This is a genomic window from Corynebacterium guaraldiae (assembly GCF_053480195.1).
In genome coordinates, this window is record NZ_JBRBAU010000006.1 from 20,247 (window position 1) to 39,242 (window position 18,996).

Here is an 18,996-nt window from a genome sequence, read left to right on the forward strand (position 1 = left end):
CCTTTCGAAGGGGAGGTTCGCTTCTGTGCTGTTTATGGCTGTTGTGTACTGCTCTACCGGCTTAGCCCTGGGAGCCGAATCCCGGGCTTGGGGGCCAGCCGCCGTTGGTACCAGGGTTACCAGGATTACCCGGGCGCTGCTGGCCTGGTTGCCCAAAGCCAGAGTCCCCACCAAAGCCAGTGCCACCGCCAAACCCGGTGCCACCGCCAACATTTGGCGTTCCGCCGAAGCCGGGGCGTCCCGGCCCGTTCGCACGCCCTTGCTGGCCGTGAAGTGACGGGCCGGAAGGCTGGGACTGGCCGAATCCACCAGGTTGCGGAGCACCCTGCTGCGGTCCACGTTGCGGCGGCGGACCGCTCGGCGGCTGGGAGCCAGGCTGGTTCTGCTGGACCGGCTGCCCCGGTTGGCCGGACTGCGGCGGTGTCTGTGCCTTGTCGGGCTTCTCGGCAGGGAATTCGACCTGGCCAAAGAGTTGCAGGGCCTGGCGGCTGATCTCCTTCGACATCTCGTCATACGCGCTGGCCTGGGCCAGCGTATCGATGGTCATGACAATCTCACCGGAATCGCGGTCCTTCTCGTTGCCCACGAAGAACCACGTGTTCTGCACCGCAAGCGGCAGAACTGCCCGGCAGCCGGACTTCTTGCCCTTGCCGGAAATGGTGCCATCGCGCTGGACCTCCACGTGGGCGGCGGTAAACGGGCTCAGCCCCATCTTTACCTTGACATCGTTGCTGCCCAAGCGAGCAGAGCGTCCGGTGGTCTCTACCGGAACAGCGCCCTGGAACTCCTCCTTGGACACCGCGAACGGGCGGCCATTGTCGGTTCGCACGAGGTTAGCACCCTCGCGGCGTACCGGGATGGTCTTCGCAAACATTCGGGGCTTTTCCGGAATACGGCCGCTAACCCACTTCATGAGGTACAAGATGGCCAGCGGAATCAGCAGTGCAAGCAACACCGCGAGGACAAAGGAGAGGCCGAAAGCGGACTTGCTCAGTGGCGCAGTCATGGAACCCTGCAGCGTCAGCGGCAGCTCCATTTGCTGGTTATCCTCAGCAGACTGCAGGTTGATCACCGGATCCACGCGCAGCGGGCCGTCCGCCATCTCTTCAACGCTCAACGTCACCGGGATGGTCGCCTTTTCGTCCCTGGAGAGCTCCAGCGCGGAATCCTCCGAGTTGTGCTTGGAGCTCACCGCAACGGCAGGAACTCCCGAGGGCAGCATCCCGTCAGCGGAATCCACGGTCTGGTCTGCTACCCACACCTTGCCGGGGCCGGTCACCGGGACGTCGACAGTAACTTCTTTCTCCGTCATGGTGATCGTCTGCGCCGAGCCCACCGTCGGCATATTGACCGGGGTAACCGTCAGCGGCGTTTCCGCGTTGATGGGGTCCAGCTTCGAACCCGGGCGCTCACCTGTGTCCTTAGTGGTGATTTCCACGCGGGTCACGAGCTGACCGGATGCTGCGTTTTCCACCTTCTCCAGCGGAATGTCTACTGGTTGCCCATCGGTGATGGGGGCATTGTCCACGAGGGTAACCGGGGAACCATCCTCCGGCACGAACTCCGCATGGAGGGTTCCCTGGCCCTCCAGCGCACGGGGCTCGCCGTGGCCATCAACCAACTGTCCCTTCAAAACCTGGTCAGAGTTGATGCCGCCTTCTACCTTGGCGCCATCTTCCGTCTTGAGGTCCAGGTTAAGGCCCGGCACCATGACAACGGATGCGAGGTACTCGCCTTCGGTCCCCTCAGCCACCTTGTAGCCAAAAGTCCACGCTCCTGCCCAGGAATCGCCGTCCTTTTCCATCGCGATATCGACCATGCCCGGCAGCTTGTTGTTCTCCGTCACGGAGACCTTCGCACCGGCAACCTTCGTGGTATCCGGCTTGAGTTCCACGGTTTCGCCATCGGGGCCAGTCAGAGTTGGGATGAGATCGTCCTCACCCACCGAGTTCTTCGGTACCGCCGACAAACGCACAGGGGATACGGAGTCATCGAGGACGAAATCAAACTGGTCTTTGAAGTTGCCGTCCTTGGTCACGCCACCCGAGGTGGGGATGAGGTTACGGAAGGCCGCGAACAGCGCTGCCGGGTCCTCACCCGCGTCGAAGAATGCACCGTTCGGGGCACCCTGGCCGCAGTCTTCACCCTCCGCCATGCGGGTGAGCTGGCGGACCTGGTCCTGGGCTTCCGCCGCCGGAACGAGTCCCACGTTAAAGAGGCGGATATTGGAGTTACGGAAGGCGGTGACAGAGGAATTGACCTCACACAGCTTGTCCTGTGCACCCTGGAGATCGTTGGCCTCGGCGTCGGTGTAGTACTTGCCATCGGTAAAGAACACGATGCCGCGGCAGCTACTTCCTTGGTGAGACGCCAGTTCCTTCAACGCGCCTTTATAAGCTGCGCCGTAGTTGGTTTCGAGGTCCGCTACGCGGTCCTCCTTGCGGAACTTGTCCAATTCGCTCTGCAGGGCATCACCGTTTCCGGAGACATTGGTCCACCCGCCGTACTCGGCCGGATCGCTGTAATAGTCAGAACCAAAGCCGGCGAGTTTCACGTTGATGTCTGCGCCGTTATCTTCCCCGAGGTTAGCCAGCTGCTTGACGATGTCCCCCGTGGCATCGACGCGGAAGGCATCGGCGTCCGTCGGCTGAGAGCCTTCATAGCCCACCAACGACGCTGATTGGTCAAGAACAAAAAGCAGGTCCGCAGACTTCTCGCTGGCAATACAGGAGCCGAAATCGGACAGGTTCTTCTGCGAAACCTCAGAGAGCGAGGATTCGGAACCGATTCCCTCAGGGTGCTCTTCCGGCTGAGCTTCTGGGGCTTCTGGGGCCTCAGGAGCTTCCGGAGGCGGCGGAGCATCCTGCGCTACCGCGCCTAAGCTGCCACCGAATCCAGCGATTGTCACCGCCGCGGATAGGGCAAGTGCACGAGTGAGTTTCTTCATTAGGCGCCAACCGCCTTTCCTACGTAGAAGGCGATTTCCACCGCAGCGACAATGACAAGAACAAAGCTTCCACCCATAATGACGCGGTAGAGCAAGGTTTGCGTCGTATCCTCAATATAAAAGGTCTCAGCCTGGCGCTGCGTGTTCTTCAGCGTGTACAGGCCCAAGAGGATGAAGGACACGATTCCAGCCAAGAGCCATCCCCCGATTGCCAGGCCAAAGAAAAGGCCCTCCGTCGGAGCGGCAAGCAGCGGCGCAAGAATCAACAGGATCAGCGCGATGACCGCGGATACGCCAGCGGCAATGAGCATCGGCCACGGCCCCTTCGTTGGGCTCGTCGGTGTTGCCACCTGACGGCGGTAATCCGGCGCGGGCGAGGAATCACCGAAACCATCCGGCGAGCCCGGCGCGCCAAAGGAGCCGCCCGCGCTCGAACCGGAGTTAAAACCCGGAGAGGGCTTCTGCGCAGGATTCTGGGAAGGATTCGGGGCGCCAAAACCGCCGAAGCCCCCAGCCCCAGTGGGCGATCCAAACCCGGAGCCAGAACTAGGCGCGGATCCTGCACCTGGCTGGCTAGCACCTTGGGGCGGGCGCCCGCCAAACTGTGGTGAGGAGCCTGGGGAACCAAACGTCATATCGATGACCTTCCCTTGTACGAAGTTGGGCCACCGGCAAACCTGGTGCCTCCCCCATCTAGAGACGCAGAAGGTAGCAGATCAGCCGGAAAGCTCTAAGGACTAGAAACCAAGGTAGCCGCACCCCCTGACACGACATGCCCGTCACGAACCTCGGACTTCGAACGCCCCGAATCTCTTCGAGCACGCACCGCGGCACAATAGACAGGAAACGTTCAGGGAACACGAAAACACTGCAAGCAAAAGAATGCCATACTACGTGCATTTTTTCTGCCCAGTTTGCAGATTTTGATGGGCGAAGCGCTGGAACCACGGCAAAGAAACAACCCGTTCCGCTGCCTTTTCCCAAGGAACCGCCGGGCAAGGGAGTGCTCCCCGCGTGAACCGAATTAAACTCCCTATTTCTAGTTCCCCTAGTTTCGTGGAAAAATGCTGTGCCATGACAACTCAATCGGCAACCGCAACCACCACAAACGGTGGCGAGAGCATCCGATTCATCCCGGTACATTCCACTTTGTACCCGTGGCTGGTCTCGGTGTTCGTCGTTACCTTCCTCATCTCGAACATCAACGCCACGAAGGGCGTCCAACTCGGCCCACTCATCACCGATGGTGCCTTCTTCCTCTTCCCTCTCGCCTACATCGTGGGCGATGTCCTCTCCGAATGCTACGGCTTCAAATCCACCCGCCGCGCCGTTTATATCGGTTTTGCCATGGCTCTTTTGGCCGCGGTTTCCTTCTACATTGCGATTTGGCTGCCCGCGGCTGACTTCTACGAAGGCCAAGAAGCTTTCGAAGCAACCCTCGGCCTCGTGCCGCAGATTCTCGCCGCCTCCCTGGCCGGATACCTCGTGGGCCAGCTGCTCAATTCCTTCACCTTGGTGAAGATGAAGGCCCGCACCGGCGAAAAGGGCCTCATTGGCCGCCTTGTTGCTTCCACCGTCGTCGGCGAATTCGGCGATACTCTGCTGTTCTGCGCCATCGCAGCGCCCGTCATCGGCATCGATTCCTTCAGTGGCTTCCTGAACTACGTCATCGTGGGCTTCCTCTGGAAGACCGCCTGCGAGGTCATCATGCTTCCGCTGACCACGCTGGTTATCTCCTGGGTTAAGCGCCGCGAGGATTACGCACCTATCGCCGAGGCCGACACCCCTACGACAGCGCCGTCTAAGTAGCAGCGACCCGTCCCGAATTCCCCCTTGGCACGCACTGTGCTGAGGGGGTCTATTTCTCTCTTCCCTTCACCCAACTTGCGTAATACGATGCATTCACAAGAGCAAAGGAGAATAAATGGCTGCATGTGAAGGCCGTCCGAAATCTGCTTCAGCCCGTGCAGCACTTTTGGAACGGGTCGAAGACTACTACGACCTTCAGGAACTGCGCACAGCAATGGCAGAGGATTCTGGCGAGCGGTTTAATCTTGATGAGGTCTTAAAGGACATCGACGATGCATAAGCATCTACAAACTTCCCTCCTCCCCATCCTTGGCCTGGCCACAGCCTTCAACCTTGTGGCGTGCTCGGGTACAGAGGAAGTCACCACGTCGTCCGCAACGACGAGCCACGCGGCACCGGAAACGACGACGGTGAGCAGTAAGGCGTCGCCAAGCGCAGCGCCCACCCCTCCCCCGCTCAATGAGGGCCCAGCACCCGCACTGACCGGCACGTTTGAGATGGATGGCCCGGCCACCATCACGGGCGCGACCTATGACTCGATGCCCTTCGTCCTGCCCCTCAACCCCGCTGGGCCACAGGAGACCATGGTGCGCTGGGTGCAAGACTGGGGTGAGTCACCCGCCACAGCAGAACAGGGCACCACCTACGTCTTGGGCCATGCCTGGGGCCAGCAGAAACTGGTGTTCAACCCCTTCTCCGAGGTGGTCACCGCCGACGTGGACCTGAGCAACCCCACCACTGTGGAGGGCCTCGACGGGGCGCACGTGCAGCGCTTTGCGACGCCCATCCTCAACGGCTCCCACATCCGCATGACCTCTGAGGGTGGTGCCGGGCGCGAATGGGTTGTCGATAACGCTTTCCTGGTGGGCAAGGAACAGCTAGGAAGCGACGCGGACCTGATGAATACCGAGGTTCCCGGGCGCATCGTACTCATTGCCTGCGCTGTCGACGGCGCTACTGACTTGGAGTACAACGTCATCGTCACCGGTCACTTGGCGTAATAGCGCCCCAGGAATTCATCGCGGTAGGCCTCGTAATAGCCGCCGTCGATCGACGCCCGGATGTTATCCACCAAGCGGATCATGAACTCCAGGTTGTGGATGGTGCACAGCGTGCCCGCTAGGAATTCCTTGGCCTTGAGCAGGTGGTGGATGTAGGCACGGGAATAGTTCTCCGAGACGTAACCGCCGAATTCCTCGTCCACGCCAGCAAAGTCGCGCTTGAAACGCGCATTAGTGAGGTTGAGGCGTCCATCGAGGGTGTAGACGCCACCGCGGCGCGCCAGGCGGGTCGGCGCCACGCAGTCGAAGGTATCCGCACCCGCCTCCACCGCGGTGAACAAATCATCCGGCTCGGAAATGCCCAGCAGGTGCCGGGGCTTATCGACGGGCAGCTCATCGCACACCCAGCCCACAATCGTTCCCAGATTCTCCTTCTCCAACGCGCCACCGATGCCGAAGCCTCCGAAGCCGCGACGGCCATTCGCCTCGGCGCGATCGGAAAGCTCCACCAGCCCGCGCGCGGCCTGGCGTCGCAGGTCCTCATATTGCGCACCCTGCACCACGCCCCACAGGGACTGGCGCGGCTTCTGCGGACCGCGAGCAAGCGTCAAGCGGTCGTGCTCATCCAGGCAGCGCTGCGCCCAGCGGCGCGTGCGCTCCACGGATTCCTCCTGGTACGTGCGGGTATCCACCAGGGTGGTGAGCTCATCGAAGGCAAACATGATGTCCGCGCCCAGGCCATGCTGAATCTGCATGGAGACCTCCGGGGTAAAGCGGTGGGAGGAGCCGTCGATGACGGACTTAAAGTCCACACCGTCCTCATCCACTTGTGCCATGCGTTCCTTCTTCGCCGCACGGATATCAGAATCCGTCAGCTCCGCCACGTCCATGGCCAGGACCTTCTTGAACCCCACGCCCAGGGACATGACCTGGAATCCGCCCGAGTCGGTATAGGTCGGCCCGTGCCAGTTCTCGAAGGTAGCCACGCCACCGGCCTCATCCACGATGTCGTGGCCCGGCTGCAGGTAAAGGTGATAGGCGTTGGACAGGATGGCTTGGGCGCCGGTGGCCCGGATCTGTTCCGGGGTCAGCGTTTTCACCGTGGCCTTGGTGGCCACCGGGATGAAGGCCGGGGTTTGGATATCACCGTGCGGGGTATGGATAACGCCGGTGCGGCCGTGCTTTCCCGGTTGTGCTGGACCGCTCAAGTCCAGCTCCTTCTTCACGTCGAAGGAAAGATCGGTCTCAAGCTGCGGCTTAGGGTGAGTCATAGGGAACTATTCTACGGGCTGCGCTGCCTTATCCTCTGCTTCACGGGATGCTGCCGCGTGTTTGCGCTCCCATTCTTCCTCGAGTGCGGTGCCCTCGATGTCCAGCTGCGGGATCAGCTTGTCCAGCCACTTCGGCATCCACCAGGTGGTGTGACCCATGAGGAACATCGTGGCGGGGACAAGCGACATGCGGACTAAGAAGGCATCGAAAAGCACGCCCGCCGCCAGCGCGAAGCCGAAAATCTGGATGAAGGGCAGGGGCTGGCTGATAAACGCCACGAAGACGGAAATCATGATGATGGCCGCGGCGGTGACCACGCGGGCACCGGCGGTAAAGCCGGCGATGGTGGCCTCGTCGTTGGCGTTGTACTTGCTGTACTGCCCGCCGCTGCCCTGCGGGAAGCGGGAGAAATGCTCGCGCATGCGGGTGACCAGGAAGACCTGATAGTCCATGGCCAGGCCGAAGGTCACGCCGATGAGGAAGATGGGCATGAAGGAAATCAGCGGGCCCGGCGCGGGCACCAGGCCGGTGAGGCCGTCCTGCCACACAAGCACGGTCAGGCCGAAAGCGCCGCCGACGGAAAGCAGGAAGCCCAGGCCCGCGACCAACGGGACCAAGATGGAGCGGAACACCGCCAAGAGCAAGATAATGGCCAGGCCCACCACGATGGCGAGGTATGGCCCCATGGCCCCTTCAAGGCGCTCGGTGATATCGAGCTGCACCGCGGTCAGGCCCGTCATGCCGATCTCGGCGCCGGTGGCATCCTCCAGCTCCGCGCTAGCCGTGCGCAAGGCGGAGGCGGTGCCGATCGTGGCCTCATCCGTCGGTGCAGTGGTGGGGCTGACCATGATCTGCGCGGACTTCATGTCTTTGCTCACGCCGACGAGCTGGGCGTGCTTAACGCCGCCCACCTGGTTCAGGCGCTGTACGGAATAGATGAAGGAGGAAAGCGCGGCCTTCTTCTGCTCATCTTCTTCGCCTTCTTGGCCCTGGATATAGGGCTGTAGCGCCGCGGATTCCGGGTTGGCATTGGCGCCATCCACGATCACCAGGAAGGGGCCGTTGATGCCGGGGCCAAAGCCTTCGGAGAGCAGGTCCGCCGCCTTGCGCTGGGTGGTATCCGGGTTGGAGGTGGTATCCGCTGGCAGGGCCAGCTCCATGTGCAGGACCGGGGCGGTCAAAGCTCCGAGGCCGAGCACCACCAAGGCCATGACGATGCCAGGGGCGCGCTGCACCGTGCGCACCCAACGGTTGCCCATCGTTGCTTTCGTGCGGCGCGGGCGGCGCTTCGTGGGGTTGCCGGCCACGCCGGGGATGCGCCCGGCGAAGGCCTTATCACCGAGCAGGCCCAGCATCGCGGGCACCAAGGTCAGCGCGACGAGCACTGCCATGAAGACCGTGCCCGCAGCGGCCAGGCCCATGGCGGTGAGGAAGCTAATGCGCGCCACGAGCAGCGCGAAGAGCGCGATGAAGACCGTCGCGCCGGCAAAGACAACCGAGGAACCCGCCGTGCCAACGGCCATGCCGGCGGCATCCGGCCCATCCATGCGGGAGCGCTCCTGCCGGTAGCGCGACATGATGAACAGCGCATAGTCGATGCCCACGGCCAGGCCAATCATGACGGCCAGCACCGGGGTGAGGTTGTTGAGCTCAATCCAGTGGGTAGCGATCATGACACCCATCGCACCCAGGCCCACGCCCACGACCGCAGAGATAAGTGGCATGCCCGCGGAGGCCAGCGAACCGAAGGTAATAATCAGGACGATAAACGCCACGGCCAGGCCGATGACCTCAGAAATCGAATTGACCTGGATCTCATCACCGAAGCCCGCGCCGCCGGCCTCTACTTCCAGCCCCGCCGCGCGGCCGATATCCATGGCCTCATGGACCACGTCTTTATCCGCGGGGTCCACCGAATAGGGGCTTTCCGCATCAAAGTCGAAGGTGGTGTAGGCAATCGTCTCATCGGCATTGACCATGGCCAGGTTGTCGGCATCCGCCCGCGCGGTCTCCTCCGGCAAACCCATGGAGGTGAACTGCTCGATGACCTGCTGCTGAAGTGCTGGCGATACCTCAAGCGGGTTACCCCAGCGCTGCTGGCTGCCCTCCGGGATGTCCAAGCCCTCAGCAATGTGGTGCACCACATCCTCGACAGCTTCTTTATTCTGCGGATCGCTGAGCTTCTGCCCTTCCGGGGCCTTGAAGACGAGGTTGACCGACGGCGCATTGGCCGGGTTACCGTTCTCCGGGAAGAGCTCCACCGCACGGCGGGTGGCATCAATAGCGGGCGTGCCGCTGATGGAGTACTCCGTGGTCATCGGCTTCATCAAGCTCAAGGTCGCTCCGCCCGCGGCCGCCACGATGAAGATCCAGGCGATGATGACCTTCCATCGATTGATGTAAGACCAGCGGCCTAGGTGGTAAAGCAGCTTTGCCACGGAAATTCCCCTTCACATGCGCGATTATTGCTCGCGGAAGCTTTGGTGGTGGACACGAATGTGCACCAGTTTAACCAGTTGGGCTGTGAAGCCCTAACGACATCACGCGCCCCAGCAAAGCACCACCACGTGGCCGAGAGTTAAGCAATCTCCGCTACGCCTGAGCCATATCTGCAGTTCGCGGCGAACGCGCCACGGGCAAGAACGACGCAACTGCTGCAACTACCAACGCAACTGCCAAGGCAACCGCCGCAACACCAGGATGAGAAGAAAGAACTGCGAAAAGAATCATTCCAAGCGGGGTACCGGCGGTAAAGACCAGCTGATCCTTTGTAGCGAACTGATGCACCAGACCATCATCCCCCAAAGACTGCCCGAGTGAATCCCACGCAATTCCTGCAGCAGTCATCATCAAGGACGCAGCGGCACCAACTGCTGCGATGAGCACGAAGACAGAGGAGAATGCCAAAGCCAGGATCTGCCCGGCCAGAAGAATCAGCATCAGGATTTGCAAGGTGCTAAAACGCACCCGATCTAATGCCTTCAGAATTGTTGCGGCTGAGCCAAGCGGCGAACCGACCGCAAGCGCAGTTGCCATAAATCCCCACGACTTTTCGTCGAAAGTATTCATAATCCATGTAGGTCCAGCACTTCCCAGGAAGCCGTTGACCACTGCCGCGACCAGCCAAGTACCGAGTCCTACCCGCACCCAGCTCGGAAGCGTTGGGGACGCAAGAGGTTTGTTCGAAGTCGATGAACCTGCACTGTCCGGTCCTGGTTCAGCCGCTGCGCTATTAGAGCTTTCTCCTGCTGGTTCGCTGCGTACTGAGAGAAACGGAAGAACAAAGAGCATGGCCACGAGGAAAGTGGCGCCGTCGATAAGCAATACCGTGTTAAATCCCAAGGTGAGCACTGCCGCTGTACCGATGAGGGGGCCGGCGATAAACAGCACATCACCAAGCATCGACAGGGTTCCGTTGACGCGGGTGCGCTGCTCATCGGAAAACAGCTGCGACAAGAGGCTAAACCTTGCTGGCCCAAAGAATGACGAGGCACAACCGTACACACAGCTTGAGAGCGCGAACGCAGCAATAGAATCGCCGCGAGCAACCACCCACGCCACGAGTCCCCACTGCGCCAACATCCGAACGACATCACTACCCTGCATCCAGGCCACTGGCCGGTGAGGTGGCGGCAGCTTTCGGACCACTAAAGAACTGACGAAGCGGCCCGCCCACAGCGCGATAAGCACCACCGTCAAGCCGCGCCCCGACGGATCTACTCGGTGTGCCTGAAGCGCAAAAGCAATCGGGATGAGGCCGTCACCTAACCCGGAAACGACAGCGGCTGCGAAGACGAGCGAGAACGTAGATCTGAAAGAAAGACTATTCATCAACCTCAACGTCTTATAGTGTTACACATCATAGTATTCCCGCATAGAGAGTCAGGACACCCCCTGCCCCACCAGAGTTTTATCCGCTGAAGTGCTCTAGGAGACCCCCATGTCTACTTTCGTCATCGTTGCCATCGCGGCCATCCTTCTCATTTCTATCCCAGCAGGCATGATGAGCCGGCGGATTCACAAACGCACGGAAGACCACGACCCCGAGGCACGCCAAGCCGCGCTAGATTTCCAAAGAGATGTTGATAGAGGGCGGGCCGGCTTCTAAAACACAAAAAGACCGGCACCCCAGAGCTAAAAACTGGAGTGCCGGATCTGGCGGTGGCGGCGGGATTTGAACCCGCGGTTGGGGGTTACCCAACAATCGCTTTCGAGGCGATCACCTTCGGCCGCTCGGACACGCCACCGCGTTCCAGATTACGGGAGTCATCCCGAGCGACAAAATCGCTGCCCACACCACGCGGCGCGGACAGCGATTCAGCTAGATGAGGCTAGGAATTAGTCCTTGAGGTTACCGATAACCTCGTTGGCCTTATCCTTGACGCCCTCAACGGCGTCGGAAGCCTTCTGCTTAGCCTCGGAGGTGACCTGGTCGGCCTTGCCCTCGTTCTCCAGCTTCTCGTTATCGGTCAGGCCGCCAGCGGCTTCCTTAGCCTTGCCAACGAACTCGTCCTTCTTGTTCTCGAAATCACCCATGGTTTTCTCCTTACTCTCTACTTCTCTCACGTGGGACTCTCTACTTCTCTCACGTGGGCCACCAAGCCTACACCCGAACTGGAAGGCGGCTCCGGGGCCACTAACCCGCTCAGGGGCTAAGCGCCGCTGCCGCGAAGACCCCCGAAGAAGCCCGTGAGCAGCTCCGCGCACTCCTCCTCCAGCACACCGCCGCGTACCTCGGGAACGTGGAGGGCGCCGGGGGCACGGAGGACGTCGACAAGCGATCCACACGCCCCCGTCTTCGGTTCATAAGCACCAAAGACCACCGAGGACACCCGGGAAGCCTGGATCGCGCCCGCGCACATCGCGCAGGGCTCCAGGGTGACAACCAGCTCGCAGCCCTCCAGACGCCAACCATCGCCATGCACACGCACCGCTTGGCGGATGGCTTCCACCTCTGCGTGTGCGGTGGGGTCATTTAGCTGCTCGCGGCGGTTAACGCCGGTGGCGAGTTCTTTTCCGGAGGCGTCGTAAAGCACGGCACCCACAGGGATATCCCCCGCCGGCGTCGTGCGCGCGACCTCTAAGGCGCGGCGCATGCGGGCCTCCGCGCGCACCAGCCCCTCCGCTGGTTTAAGAATCATCCGAGTCAAGGCCGTCGATGAAATCCTCTAGCTCATCGCCAAAGCCCAGCTCGCCGGCGATGCGCAGGAGCATGTCAGAAGGCCAGTCCTCATCGTTATCGATGATGTAGCCCAACTGGTTCTCATCGAGGCCGAGGTCAGCGAAGATATCGAAATCGCCGTCACCGTAGGGGTCGGCGTCCTCCCACTCGTCCTCGTCCAAATCCGGGATATCGATATCGCGCAAGTCCAGGAAATCCGCGGCGAAGTCGTCTTCGGAGGCGTAGGTGGCGTCGGAAAGCAGCATGCGCACATCCCCCGGAACCGGGCGCACGACGACGAAATAATCATCTTCCACGCACAGCAGCGCGAATGCCGCCCCCTCGGAACGCAGGTTGCGCACCGCTTTGATGGAGGTGTTGACGTCGGTGAAGTCATCCTTGAAAGGGCGAATCACCCAGCCGCCTTCGGCACTGGCAACGGTGATGGCAAAGGACAGATCGTCGTGGCTCATACCTCGTCAGATTAGTCGGGTTGTGCCACAATTGTCACCGTGAGTTCTCAAGATGTTCAACGCCCCGTCTGCATTATCGGCCTCGGTCTCATTGGAGGTTCCCTCCTGCGTGACCTAGCTGCTGCACGCCATTCCGTGTACGGCTACAACCACTCCACCTCTGGTGCCCGAACGGCCATTAAACAGGGCTACGACGTCACCGATGATCTGCCGGCCATCCTGCACCGGGCAGAGGAAGACAACGCTCTTATCGTCGTCGCGGTGCCCATGGATGCGGTTGCCTCGGTCCTCGACTCCATTCAGGAACACGCCCCGAGCTGCGGCTTGACGGACGTGGTCTCGGTCAAGACCGAGGTGCGCCAGCTCATTGTGCAGCGCAACATGGAGTCGCGCTATGTGGGCGGCCACCCCATGGCCGGGACCTCCAAGTCCGGCTGGGAGAACTCCCACACCGGGCTGTTCAACCGCGCTGCCTGGGTTATCACCTATGACTATGCCGCCGAGTGCGAGGCGCGCGGCGAGCGCATCCCCGCCGAGTGGGAGAACATTTTTGCGGACGTGGTCCGCATGACCCAGATGGTTCACGCGGAGGCAGTTCCGGTGCGCGTGGCTAACCACGATGCCGCGGTCGCCCGCATCTCGCACCTGCCGCACGTGTTGGCGGAGACCCTCGCGGTGGTCGGCGATAATGGCGGCATCCTGGCCCAATCCTTGGCGGCTGGCTCCTTCAAGGACGGCACCCGCGTGGCGGGTACTCGCCCGGACCTGGTGCGCCAGATGTGCGAGACCAACTCGACTGCGCTGGTCCAGGCCCTCGACGAAGCCCTTGAGTTGCTGCAGGATGCGCGCGAATCGCTGGCCTCGGATCAGCCTTCCATCGCCGCGCTTGCCGACGCTGGCTTCCGCGCCCGCACCCGCATCGAAGCCCGCTCCGGTGCTCGCAAGGAATCGGTCTCCCCGGTGAAGATCTCCTCCCGCCCGGTCTTGCGCATGCACCCGGGTGCGCCGAACTGGGTGGCACAGCTGCGCCAAACGGAGTCTTTGGGCGGACGCATCGAAATTTTCTAACCCGTTGGCGAGCTTCCAGCCCTGACCTTCTGCTCTAGCAGGCGGTTCTCAACGGGTTCCCCTCACCTGGTTCCAGTCAAAAGGTTTCTTTGCCCCCAAACGAACCTTCTACCTGGTTAAAGATGGTTTACTTGCCCCCAGAGGAACCTTTTGACTAGGGACTTCTGAGTGAAGCCTTTTGCGTGCTGCTGGGCATGGGTCAGTTTTCAAAAGGCATCTTGCAGATGGCGTCTGTCAAAAGGCGTCTTCTCGCCTGAAAACGCCTTTTGGGGCGTGCAGATGGCGTTTTTGGCCCCAAAGATGCCTTCTAGCGGATGCCTTTTCTGGGGCGCCATTTGGTGACGGTTTGTGGGGTGCCATCTAGCGACCGACCGTGGGGAGCGTGCGTGGCGGCGTCGGGCGGCGTAGTGCGGTGGCGTGGGGCGGTGCGGGACGCTTAGTCGCGGAAGGTGTCGTCACGGCGCTTGCGGGCTTGGGACTCATCGCGTGTGATGCCAAGCAGCGGGTAACCCGCTAGGCCTACCACGAGGCCCACCGGCAACAACCACAGCATGCCGGAGGCCAGCCACAGCACCACACCAAGGATGGCACCGGCAATCAGACACGGAACGAGTTTCTCCTTCATGAAGAAACAGCCTAGTTGGTCCGCCTCCCAGCACCAGACTTGCGACGAATCAATCGCGAAAAGATGGCTATCGCAATGAGGCCCACTACCGCAGCAATGCCTGCTGGCCACGCGACGGGCGCGCTGACCTGCATCGTTGCCGGCGGTTTCGGGGAATTATCAGCGTTGAGGACGCCGTCGTTATCGCGGCCGCTGGTGACGTCCTCGATCCAATCGCGGACTTCGACCACGGACGTAATCGCCGCTGTTGGGGAAGGCAGATCCGGATCCGCGTTCGACGTTCCCGCCGTGGCCACGCCGACGAGGCGACCGCCTACGAAGAACGGCCCGCCCGAGTCGCCGCCCTGCATGCCCTCACCATTAAGGGACTTCACGTCCATGATGGCAGCCGCAATCATCGGGCCCACTCCCCCAAGCTCACCGGCGGGAATGCTTTCCGCGCCGTCGGGTCCAACGGCGATCTCTGGCATGTCGCCGCCCTTCATTACCTGGGGCGCGTCGGACGAACCAGGGGCGGGAGCGACCATTCCACCGGGAGCAGGCACTGCCATGTCACCAGGAGCCATGGCCCCGGAATCACCCGGAGCAGTCGCCATTTCGCCCGGAGCCACCGGCGTCATCTTCTCGCCGGATTCATCTGGGCTTGCCGGCGGGGTGCCGCCGGAGAGCAGTTCGCCTACTTCCATCTCGGCTATCGGTAGCTGGCCTTTGCGGGCCATGCGGGAGCTGCTGCTCCAGCCGTAGAAGTGCCCCTTCTCGCCGGCGGTGGGGACCGCATCCGCGAGCTTGGCGGGCTTGACGCCCTCGACGGGCTCGGTCAGGTGCATGAGGCCGGCGTCGATAGTCGGCGAAACAGCCCAGGAGTCCACGTCATACACACGGGTTTCCTTGCCCTGGCCAAAGCGGGCCTGCGAGCCCTCGTTGTTGACGGACTCCAAGCAGTGGCGGGCGGTCAGCACCCACTGCTCAGCCACCAGCGTGCCGGTGCAATCGCCGAAGTTTCCGATCTTGCCCATACGCAGCGCAGCCACGGCAGCGCTTTCCTCCGAGTGAGGTGCGGGCTGGGCGAATTCCAAGGCCATGGCCGGCGCAGCGCCTAGCCCCACGACCAGAGCGCTGGCCACAACAGCAGTTATCTTTCGTGCCACCATTACGCGGCCACCTCCTTGATTGCCCAAGCCACGACCCTCTCGGCCGGACCCTTTCCACAGAACTTCTTCCACAGCGCGCTCAGCAGCAGGAACGCGAGCACAAAGCCCAGTGCCGCCATGGTGTTGTGCAGCGAGACGTGTGCTTGCCAGTAGCGTGCGGTGAGAATGTGCAGGATATAGATGGTTAACGACATCGAGCCCAATGCCGCGAAGGGGAAGGTCAAGCGCGGCAGCTGGCGGCCGATGATCAGGCACAGATGCAGCACCACCGCAGTGACCGCCACGGAGAGAAGGATTTCACCGAGCACACCTGTATGCCCGGTAAAGCGCAGCCAGCCGGCGATGTCAGGGTTAAAGCGCTGCCACAGGCCGATGCCGGTAACGACGACGGCCACCGCGCTCGTGACGATCTGGGTGCGGGTGGGGCGGGTGAGGTAGACGTCGTAAAGCAGCATGCCTGCCACCATGTACGCCAGGAATGCCACGAGGGGGTAAACCTGCGGGAGGGTATAGGGAGCGTAGAGCACCGTGGCGCCCGCGGTGGCCAGCGCGAAGAACAGGACCTTCCAGCCAGTGGCGAGCGGCGGCACCCACGCGGTGAGAGCCATGGCTGCGCCCATCACGACGAGCACCACCTGAATCTCACCGCCCACGGGAAGCAAGGCCACGCCGATGAGCATGACTATCAGGCCGCGGGCGACCAGCTTGAGGAAGACCCGCAGCGAGTAGTCGCGGGCAAGAATCATCATCGTGGTACCTGCAATGATGGCAAAGCCCGCCGCCGGCAGCCCAGAGAGCACCACTTTGGCGCCCCAGACCAGATTGGCCATGTGCAGAATAATCATCCCGATGATGGCCAAGGAACGAGCAATATCGAGGCCCACTATTCGGGCGCGCGCTGACACCTATTCATCTCCTTGCAGTTGAAAACGTTTAAAGACCGACCAGTGGCTCTAGCCGGTCTTTTTATTTGTGTTCGTTTTCAACTCTGCATTTCACTCAGCGCTGCGTGATATGCGTCTCAGCGAATGAGCGTGATGGCTTGGTCCCCGTTCACAAGGTAGATGCGCTGCGGCGTTACGGAGGCAGCAGGATCCACCTTCACCATTACTGGGCTCGCAAGAAGTTTCATGATGGCCCCGTCCGATTGTGGGCCAAAGCAGACGTGATCCGATATCAAATCCCACGTGATATCTATCTGACCAGCCTCATTGCTTTCAAAGTGGAAACCGGCGATATCGCAGGAGAACTCCATGACCTGATCCCTGAAGTTCACATAAAAAGATTCCGGCTGTTCCGCGGACTTCCACTCAGAATTCTCCACGAAGTCCATCTGCTGTGCATTGGCGGTGACCAGGCCTGCGGGCGTGCTGGTAATAATGTTGCGCTGTGAGGATCCAGCTTCCGTTATGCCTGAGCTTCCCGGCAGCTCCGAGGAGCCTGCACCCGAGAAGAGGGAGGAAATGAAAAGCAGGATAGCGGAGAGAATCGCTTGAATCATGGGCATCATTATATCCGCCACCGGCGGGCCCACCGTGCGATCCTCTAGTAATTACTTACCCAGGTCCTCCAATAGACGCTTAGCCAGATCGGCCGAAGACTGCGGGTTCTGGCCGGTGTACAGATTGCCGTCCACCACAACATGGGAGCTCCAGTCTTCAGCAGCCTTGCCGTACTTCATGCCAGCATCAACGAGCTCATCTTCCAGAAGCCACTTCGCGTTCTCTGCGAGCCCGGTGGACTCTTCCTCCGTGTTGGAGAAGCCAGTCACCTGCTTGCCGGCGAAGGCGTTGGTGCCGTCATCGTTCTTGGCCGCCAGGATTGCGGCCGGCGCATGGCACAGCAGTGCGAGGGGCGCGCCGGACGCAAGGCGCCGCTTCAACAATGCACCAGAGACGGCGTCGACTGCCAAGTCCTCCATAGGGCCGTGGCCACCCGGGTAAAAGACCAAGTCATAGTCTTCCTCGTTAACATCCGCTAGGGCCCTTGGATTATCGAGCTCCTCCTTGATGGACTCAAGGTATGAACGAATGTTCTGAAGCTCCGCGGGGTCACCGGCTCCTTCACCAAGGCTCATCTCATCCAGCGTCGGAGCGACTGCGTTGGGGGTTGCCACGGTGATTTCCCAGCCGGCATTGCTAAACAGGCGGTGTGGAACGGCAAGTTCTTCGGCCCAGTACCCAGTCGGGTGAACAGAACCGTCCTTCTGGGTCCAGCCATCTGCCGCACTGACGACGAACAATACGCTAGTCATTCTTAATCTCCTTCACATCACGGTTTTGCTTAGGCGCCCCACTATGTCAGAAAACTCGAATCTGCGCCGTTAGTGCGGGAGCGCGACTGCGGAACGCCCGGTTAAGGCTCCGGGGCACATCCGGGGCTCCTTTCGTTTTGTGCTGATTTTCCACTGCTGTGGGGTTAACAATGTGGTTCACTTTCTGCAGGGACATTTCCCTGGAAAGTGAGGTGAAGTGAAGATGAGTAAGGAACAAGAACGAGCCCAATTGCAGCTGGCGAAGTCGATGTTTGACCAGGCGGCTATCTCTGTCAGTAAGGCCCGTTTCAACCTGGATCAGGCCGAGGCATCCAAGAAGGCAGCCGCCGAGAAGTTCGACAAGGCTGAAGAGTTCTACCAGCAAGCCAAGACCACACACAGCTCTGCCGAAGATGCTCTCAACGCCGCAGTTACTGCGTTTGAGCAGAAGTACGGAGAAAAGCCGTTCTAACCAGGCTCGTCGTCGCCAATTTTCTGCAGTTCTTCGATTATTTTCTTTGCGTATTCGATGGCTGCTTTGGAGAAGGCGATCGACTTTTCAGCCAGTTCCTCCGGCGTTGCAGCGCCGGAGGTTTCTTCGTGATTACTCATAGTTTTCCTCTCTTGATTCCCTCCTGCGGTATCCCCTGCCACAGGAGAGTTGCTATCCGCTACGGCACCAGCAGGGCCTGTTCCAACACAGCTTTTTGGGCCGCGGTCAAGCTCATACAACTCGACATAACCAGCGATGCGAAGGCCTCAGACGGCACTTCACGCGCTGTCCGATATCCCTGTCCGTAAATGCCGTCAATAATCATTTCGGTGAAGCATTCCGCCTGGTCTTGCCAGCCCGGCTCGAAACCAAACTCAGTGCGACAACGCACATCAATACCGCTGCGCATCATGTCGCGGATCGAGCGCGACTGCAGCTCCTCCCAACTCAAGGCATCCATCTTGTGGGCTCCTTTCCTTTCTTCGTCAACGTCGGCAGATTTCAATAGCGGCATGGTGGTCTCCTATCGGATAAGCAGGACGGGGCGCTGGGCCTGGTCCTCGGTGGGCTTGTGGTGGCGGCCGCGGTAGTCGCGTGGTGCGGGCTCGTAGTCGCGACCGGTGTGGCGGTGGAATAGTGCAGCGAACGAGATGGCCGGCGTACGCATGCCCAAGCCGCAGTCGCGGGTGGTATCGAATTTCATGGTGGTTTCCCTAGAGGTTGGTGCTCCTGCGGTATCCCC

The 18,996-nt window shown here is 60.9% G+C and carries 22 protein-coding genes and 1 tRNA gene; 6 read left to right on the top strand and 17 right to left on the bottom strand.

The features are described 5' to 3' along the window. Window positions 1-61: 61 nt before the first annotated feature. Together ACUY3D_RS05850 and ACUY3D_RS05855 are read right to left on the bottom strand one after the other, a co-directional pair. On the bottom strand, window positions 62-2,947 hold the full coding sequence (locus ACUY3D_RS05850; protein ID WP_448240599.1) for a VWA domain-containing protein: 2,886 nt from the start codon (window positions 2,945-2,947) through the stop codon (window positions 62-64). Beyond that, window positions 2,947-3,582 (bottom strand): hypothetical protein, encoded by a 636-nt coding sequence (locus tag ACUY3D_RS05855; RefSeq protein WP_245168445.1) that lies wholly within the window; start codon window positions 3,580-3,582, stop codon window positions 2,947-2,949. Before ACUY3D_RS05855 ends, ACUY3D_RS05850 begins: the two co-directional genes overlap by 1 nt. Before the next feature lie 439 nt (window positions 3,583-4,021). On the opposite strand from ACUY3D_RS05855, the gene ACUY3D_RS05860 reads away from it, so the two are divergent. The 3 genes from ACUY3D_RS05860 (at window position 4,022) to ACUY3D_RS05870 (ending at window position 5,757) form a co-directional block, all read left to right on the top strand. Continuing rightward, window positions 4,022-4,756: a queuosine precursor transporter gene (locus tag ACUY3D_RS05860; RefSeq protein WP_070564234.1), complete on the top strand. Its 735-nt coding sequence runs from the start codon at window positions 4,022-4,024 to the stop codon at window positions 4,754-4,756. A gap of 115 nt (window positions 4,757-4,871) precedes the next feature. Further along, the gene (locus tag ACUY3D_RS05865; protein WP_154762325.1) at window positions 4,872-5,036 is read left to right on the top strand and encodes a DUF6290 family protein; all 165 of its coding nucleotides are present in this window, start codon (window positions 4,872-4,874) and stop codon (window positions 5,034-5,036) included. Further along, window positions 5,029-5,757: a sortase family protein gene (locus tag ACUY3D_RS05870; RefSeq protein ID WP_070564230.1), complete on the top strand. Its 729-nt coding sequence runs from the start codon at window positions 5,029-5,031 to the stop codon at window positions 5,755-5,757. Before ACUY3D_RS05865 ends, ACUY3D_RS05870 begins: the two co-directional genes overlap by 8 nt. On the opposite strand, the gene tgt is transcribed toward ACUY3D_RS05870, so the two are convergent. The 3 genes from tgt to ACUY3D_RS05885 form a co-directional block, all read right to left on the bottom strand. Next, entirely contained in the window at window positions 5,745-7,028 is a 1,284-nt protein-coding gene (gene tgt, locus ACUY3D_RS05875) for a tRNA guanosine(34) transglycosylase Tgt (RefSeq protein WP_070533844.1), read from the bottom strand. The two genes, ACUY3D_RS05870 and tgt, sit on opposite strands and share 13 nt — an antisense overlap. Before the next feature lie 6 nt (window positions 7,029-7,034). Continuing rightward, on the bottom strand, window positions 7,035-9,467 hold the full coding sequence (locus ACUY3D_RS05880; protein ID WP_070564227.1) for an MMPL family transporter: 2,433 nt from the start codon (window positions 9,465-9,467) through the stop codon (window positions 7,035-7,037). 154 nt (window positions 9,468-9,621) lie between these two features. After that, window positions 9,622-10,860, bottom strand: a complete 1,239-nt coding sequence (locus tag ACUY3D_RS05885) for an MFS transporter (protein WP_448240656.1) — start codon at window positions 10,858-10,860, stop codon at window positions 9,622-9,624. Between the two features lie 109 nt (window positions 10,861-10,969). On the opposite strand from ACUY3D_RS05885, the gene ACUY3D_RS05890 reads away from it, so the two are divergent. Continuing rightward, window positions 10,970-11,137 (top strand): hypothetical protein, encoded by a 168-nt coding sequence (locus tag ACUY3D_RS05890; RefSeq protein ID WP_167595823.1) that lies wholly within the window; start codon window positions 10,970-10,972, stop codon window positions 11,135-11,137. A gap of 48 nt (window positions 11,138-11,185) precedes the next feature. Here ACUY3D_RS05890 and ACUY3D_RS05895 read toward each other — a convergent pair. The 4 genes from ACUY3D_RS05895 to ACUY3D_RS05910 all read right to left on the bottom strand — a co-directional run bounded on the left by ACUY3D_RS05895 (window position 11,186) and on the right by ACUY3D_RS05910 (window position 12,663). Continuing rightward, window positions 11,186-11,276: transfer RNA gene (locus tag ACUY3D_RS05895), tRNA-Ser, on the bottom strand. Between the two features lie 91 nt (window positions 11,277-11,367). Continuing rightward, complete coding sequence (locus ACUY3D_RS05900) at window positions 11,368-11,565, bottom strand: CsbD family protein (protein WP_046648854.1); 198 nt, start codon at window positions 11,563-11,565, stop codon at window positions 11,368-11,370. A 116-nt stretch (window positions 11,566-11,681) separates the two neighbouring features. Continuing rightward, a complete protein-coding gene (locus ACUY3D_RS05905) occupies window positions 11,682-12,125 on the bottom strand; it encodes a nucleoside deaminase (protein ID WP_070533877.1) in 444 nt (147 codons plus the stop codon). A 34-nt stretch (window positions 12,126-12,159) separates the two neighbouring features. Next, complete coding sequence (locus ACUY3D_RS05910; protein ID WP_070524567.1) at window positions 12,160-12,663, bottom strand: tRNA adenosine deaminase-associated protein; 504 nt, start codon at window positions 12,661-12,663, stop codon at window positions 12,160-12,162. Between the two features lie 39 nt (window positions 12,664-12,702). Here ACUY3D_RS05910 and ACUY3D_RS05915 point away from each other — a divergent pair, with 39 nt between their 5' ends. Then, a complete protein-coding gene (locus ACUY3D_RS05915) occupies window positions 12,703-13,731 on the top strand; it encodes a prephenate dehydrogenase (protein ID WP_070562488.1) in 1,029 nt (342 codons plus the stop codon). 436 nt (window positions 13,732-14,167) lie between these two features. On the opposite strand, the gene ACUY3D_RS05920 is transcribed toward ACUY3D_RS05915, so the two are convergent. The 5 genes from ACUY3D_RS05920 to ACUY3D_RS05940 form a co-directional block, all read right to left on the bottom strand. After that, a complete protein-coding gene (locus ACUY3D_RS05920; protein WP_070533857.1) occupies window positions 14,168-14,356 on the bottom strand; it encodes a hypothetical protein in 189 nt (62 codons plus the stop codon). A gap of 11 nt (window positions 14,357-14,367) precedes the next feature. After that, window positions 14,368-15,507 carry a trypsin-like serine protease gene (locus ACUY3D_RS05925; RefSeq protein WP_448240600.1) on the bottom strand — a complete coding sequence of 380 codons (1,140 nt, stop codon included), beginning with the start codon at window positions 15,505-15,507 and terminating at the stop codon, window positions 14,368-14,370. Next, window positions 15,507-16,412, bottom strand: coding sequence for a DUF418 domain-containing protein (locus tag ACUY3D_RS05930; RefSeq protein ID WP_448240601.1), 906 nt, complete (start codon window positions 16,410-16,412; stop codon window positions 15,507-15,509). The genes ACUY3D_RS05925 and ACUY3D_RS05930 overlap by 1 nt, the downstream gene beginning before the upstream one ends. Before the next feature lie 116 nt (window positions 16,413-16,528). Beyond that, on the bottom strand, window positions 16,529-17,008 hold the full coding sequence (locus tag ACUY3D_RS05935) for a hypothetical protein (RefSeq protein ID WP_269948879.1): 480 nt from the start codon (window positions 17,006-17,008) through the stop codon (window positions 16,529-16,531). 51 nt (window positions 17,009-17,059) lie between these two features. Further along, complete coding sequence (locus ACUY3D_RS05940) at window positions 17,060-17,761, bottom strand: type 1 glutamine amidotransferase domain-containing protein (protein ID WP_269948878.1); 702 nt, start codon at window positions 17,759-17,761, stop codon at window positions 17,060-17,062. Between the two features lie 223 nt (window positions 17,762-17,984). Here ACUY3D_RS05940 and ACUY3D_RS05945 point away from each other — a divergent pair, with 223 nt between their 5' ends. Continuing rightward, window positions 17,985-18,233, top strand: coding sequence for a hypothetical protein (locus ACUY3D_RS05945; RefSeq protein ID WP_141752607.1), 249 nt, complete (start codon window positions 17,985-17,987; stop codon window positions 18,231-18,233). On the opposite strand, the gene ACUY3D_RS05950 is transcribed toward ACUY3D_RS05945, so the two are convergent. Genes ACUY3D_RS05950 through ACUY3D_RS05960 form a run of 3 tightly spaced genes read right to left on the bottom strand, consistent with a single transcriptional unit; the run spans window position 18,230 to window position 18,957 of the window. Then, entirely contained in the window at window positions 18,230-18,373 is a 144-nt protein-coding gene (locus ACUY3D_RS05950; RefSeq protein WP_168165081.1) for a hypothetical protein, read from the bottom strand. The two genes, ACUY3D_RS05945 and ACUY3D_RS05950, sit on opposite strands and share 4 nt — an antisense overlap. Window positions 18,374-18,432: 59 nt before the next feature. Next, window positions 18,433-18,768 carry a hypothetical protein gene (locus ACUY3D_RS05955; RefSeq protein WP_269948877.1) on the bottom strand — a complete coding sequence of 112 codons (336 nt, stop codon included), beginning with the start codon at window positions 18,766-18,768 and terminating at the stop codon, window positions 18,433-18,435. Window positions 18,769-18,777: 9 nt separating this feature from the next. After that, complete coding sequence (locus ACUY3D_RS05960; RefSeq protein ID WP_070624649.1) at window positions 18,778-18,957, bottom strand: hypothetical protein; 180 nt, start codon at window positions 18,955-18,957, stop codon at window positions 18,778-18,780. Window positions 18,958-18,996 lie beyond the last annotated feature (39 nt).

Excerpts from the sequence above, each read along its gene's own strand:
- ACUY3D_RS05850 (WP_448240599.1), bottom strand. The coding sequence starts at position 2,947 with ATGAAGAAACTCACTCGTGCACTTGCCCTATCCGCGGCGGTGACAATC.
- ACUY3D_RS05855 (WP_245168445.1), bottom strand. The coding sequence starts at position 3,582 with ATGACGTTTGGTTCCCCAGGCTCCTCACCACAGTTTGGCGGGCGCCCG.
- ACUY3D_RS05860 (WP_070564234.1), top strand. The coding sequence starts at position 4,022 with ATGACAACTCAATCGGCAACCGCAACCACCACAAACGGTGGCGAGAGC.
- ACUY3D_RS05865 (WP_154762325.1), top strand. The coding sequence starts at position 4,872 with ATGGCTGCATGTGAAGGCCGTCCGAAATCTGCTTCAGCCCGTGCAGCA.
- ACUY3D_RS05870 (WP_070564230.1), top strand. The coding sequence starts at position 5,029 with ATGCATAAGCATCTACAAACTTCCCTCCTCCCCATCCTTGGCCTGGCC.
- tgt (WP_070533844.1), bottom strand. The coding sequence starts at position 7,028 with ATGACTCACCCTAAGCCGCAGCTTGAGACCGATCTTTCCTTCGACGTG.
- ACUY3D_RS05885 (WP_448240656.1), bottom strand. The coding sequence starts at position 10,860 with ATGAATAGTCTTTCTTTCAGATCTACGTTCTCGCTCGTCTTCGCAGCC.
- ACUY3D_RS05890 (WP_167595823.1), top strand. The coding sequence starts at position 10,970 with ATGTCTACTTTCGTCATCGTTGCCATCGCGGCCATCCTTCTCATTTCT.
- ACUY3D_RS05900 (WP_046648854.1), bottom strand. The coding sequence starts at position 11,565 with ATGGGTGATTTCGAGAACAAGAAGGACGAGTTCGTTGGCAAGGCTAAG.
- ACUY3D_RS05905 (WP_070533877.1), bottom strand. The coding sequence starts at position 12,125 with ATGCGCCGCGCCTTAGAGGTCGCGCGCACGACGCCGGCGGGGGATATC.
- ACUY3D_RS05910 (WP_070524567.1), bottom strand. The coding sequence starts at position 12,663 with ATGAGCCACGACGATCTGTCCTTTGCCATCACCGTTGCCAGTGCCGAA.
- ACUY3D_RS05920 (WP_070533857.1), bottom strand. The coding sequence starts at position 14,356 with ATGAAGGAGAAACTCGTTCCGTGTCTGATTGCCGGTGCCATCCTTGGT.
- ACUY3D_RS05925 (WP_448240600.1), bottom strand. The coding sequence starts at position 15,507 with ATGGTGGCACGAAAGATAACTGCTGTTGTGGCCAGCGCTCTGGTCGTG.
- ACUY3D_RS05935 (WP_269948879.1), bottom strand. The coding sequence starts at position 17,008 with ATGATTCAAGCGATTCTCTCCGCTATCCTGCTTTTCATTTCCTCCCTC.
- ACUY3D_RS05940 (WP_269948878.1), bottom strand. The coding sequence starts at position 17,761 with ATGACTAGCGTATTGTTCGTCGTCAGTGCGGCAGATGGCTGGACCCAG.
- ACUY3D_RS05945 (WP_141752607.1), top strand. The coding sequence starts at position 17,985 with ATGAGTAAGGAACAAGAACGAGCCCAATTGCAGCTGGCGAAGTCGATG.
- ACUY3D_RS05950 (WP_168165081.1), bottom strand. The coding sequence starts at position 18,373 with ATGAGTAATCACGAAGAAACCTCCGGCGCTGCAACGCCGGAGGAACTG.
- ACUY3D_RS05955 (WP_269948877.1), bottom strand. The coding sequence starts at position 18,768 with ATGCCGCTATTGAAATCTGCCGACGTTGACGAAGAAAGGAAAGGAGCC.
- ACUY3D_RS05960 (WP_070624649.1), bottom strand. The coding sequence starts at position 18,957 with ATGAAATTCGATACCACCCGCGACTGCGGCTTGGGCATGCGTACGCCG.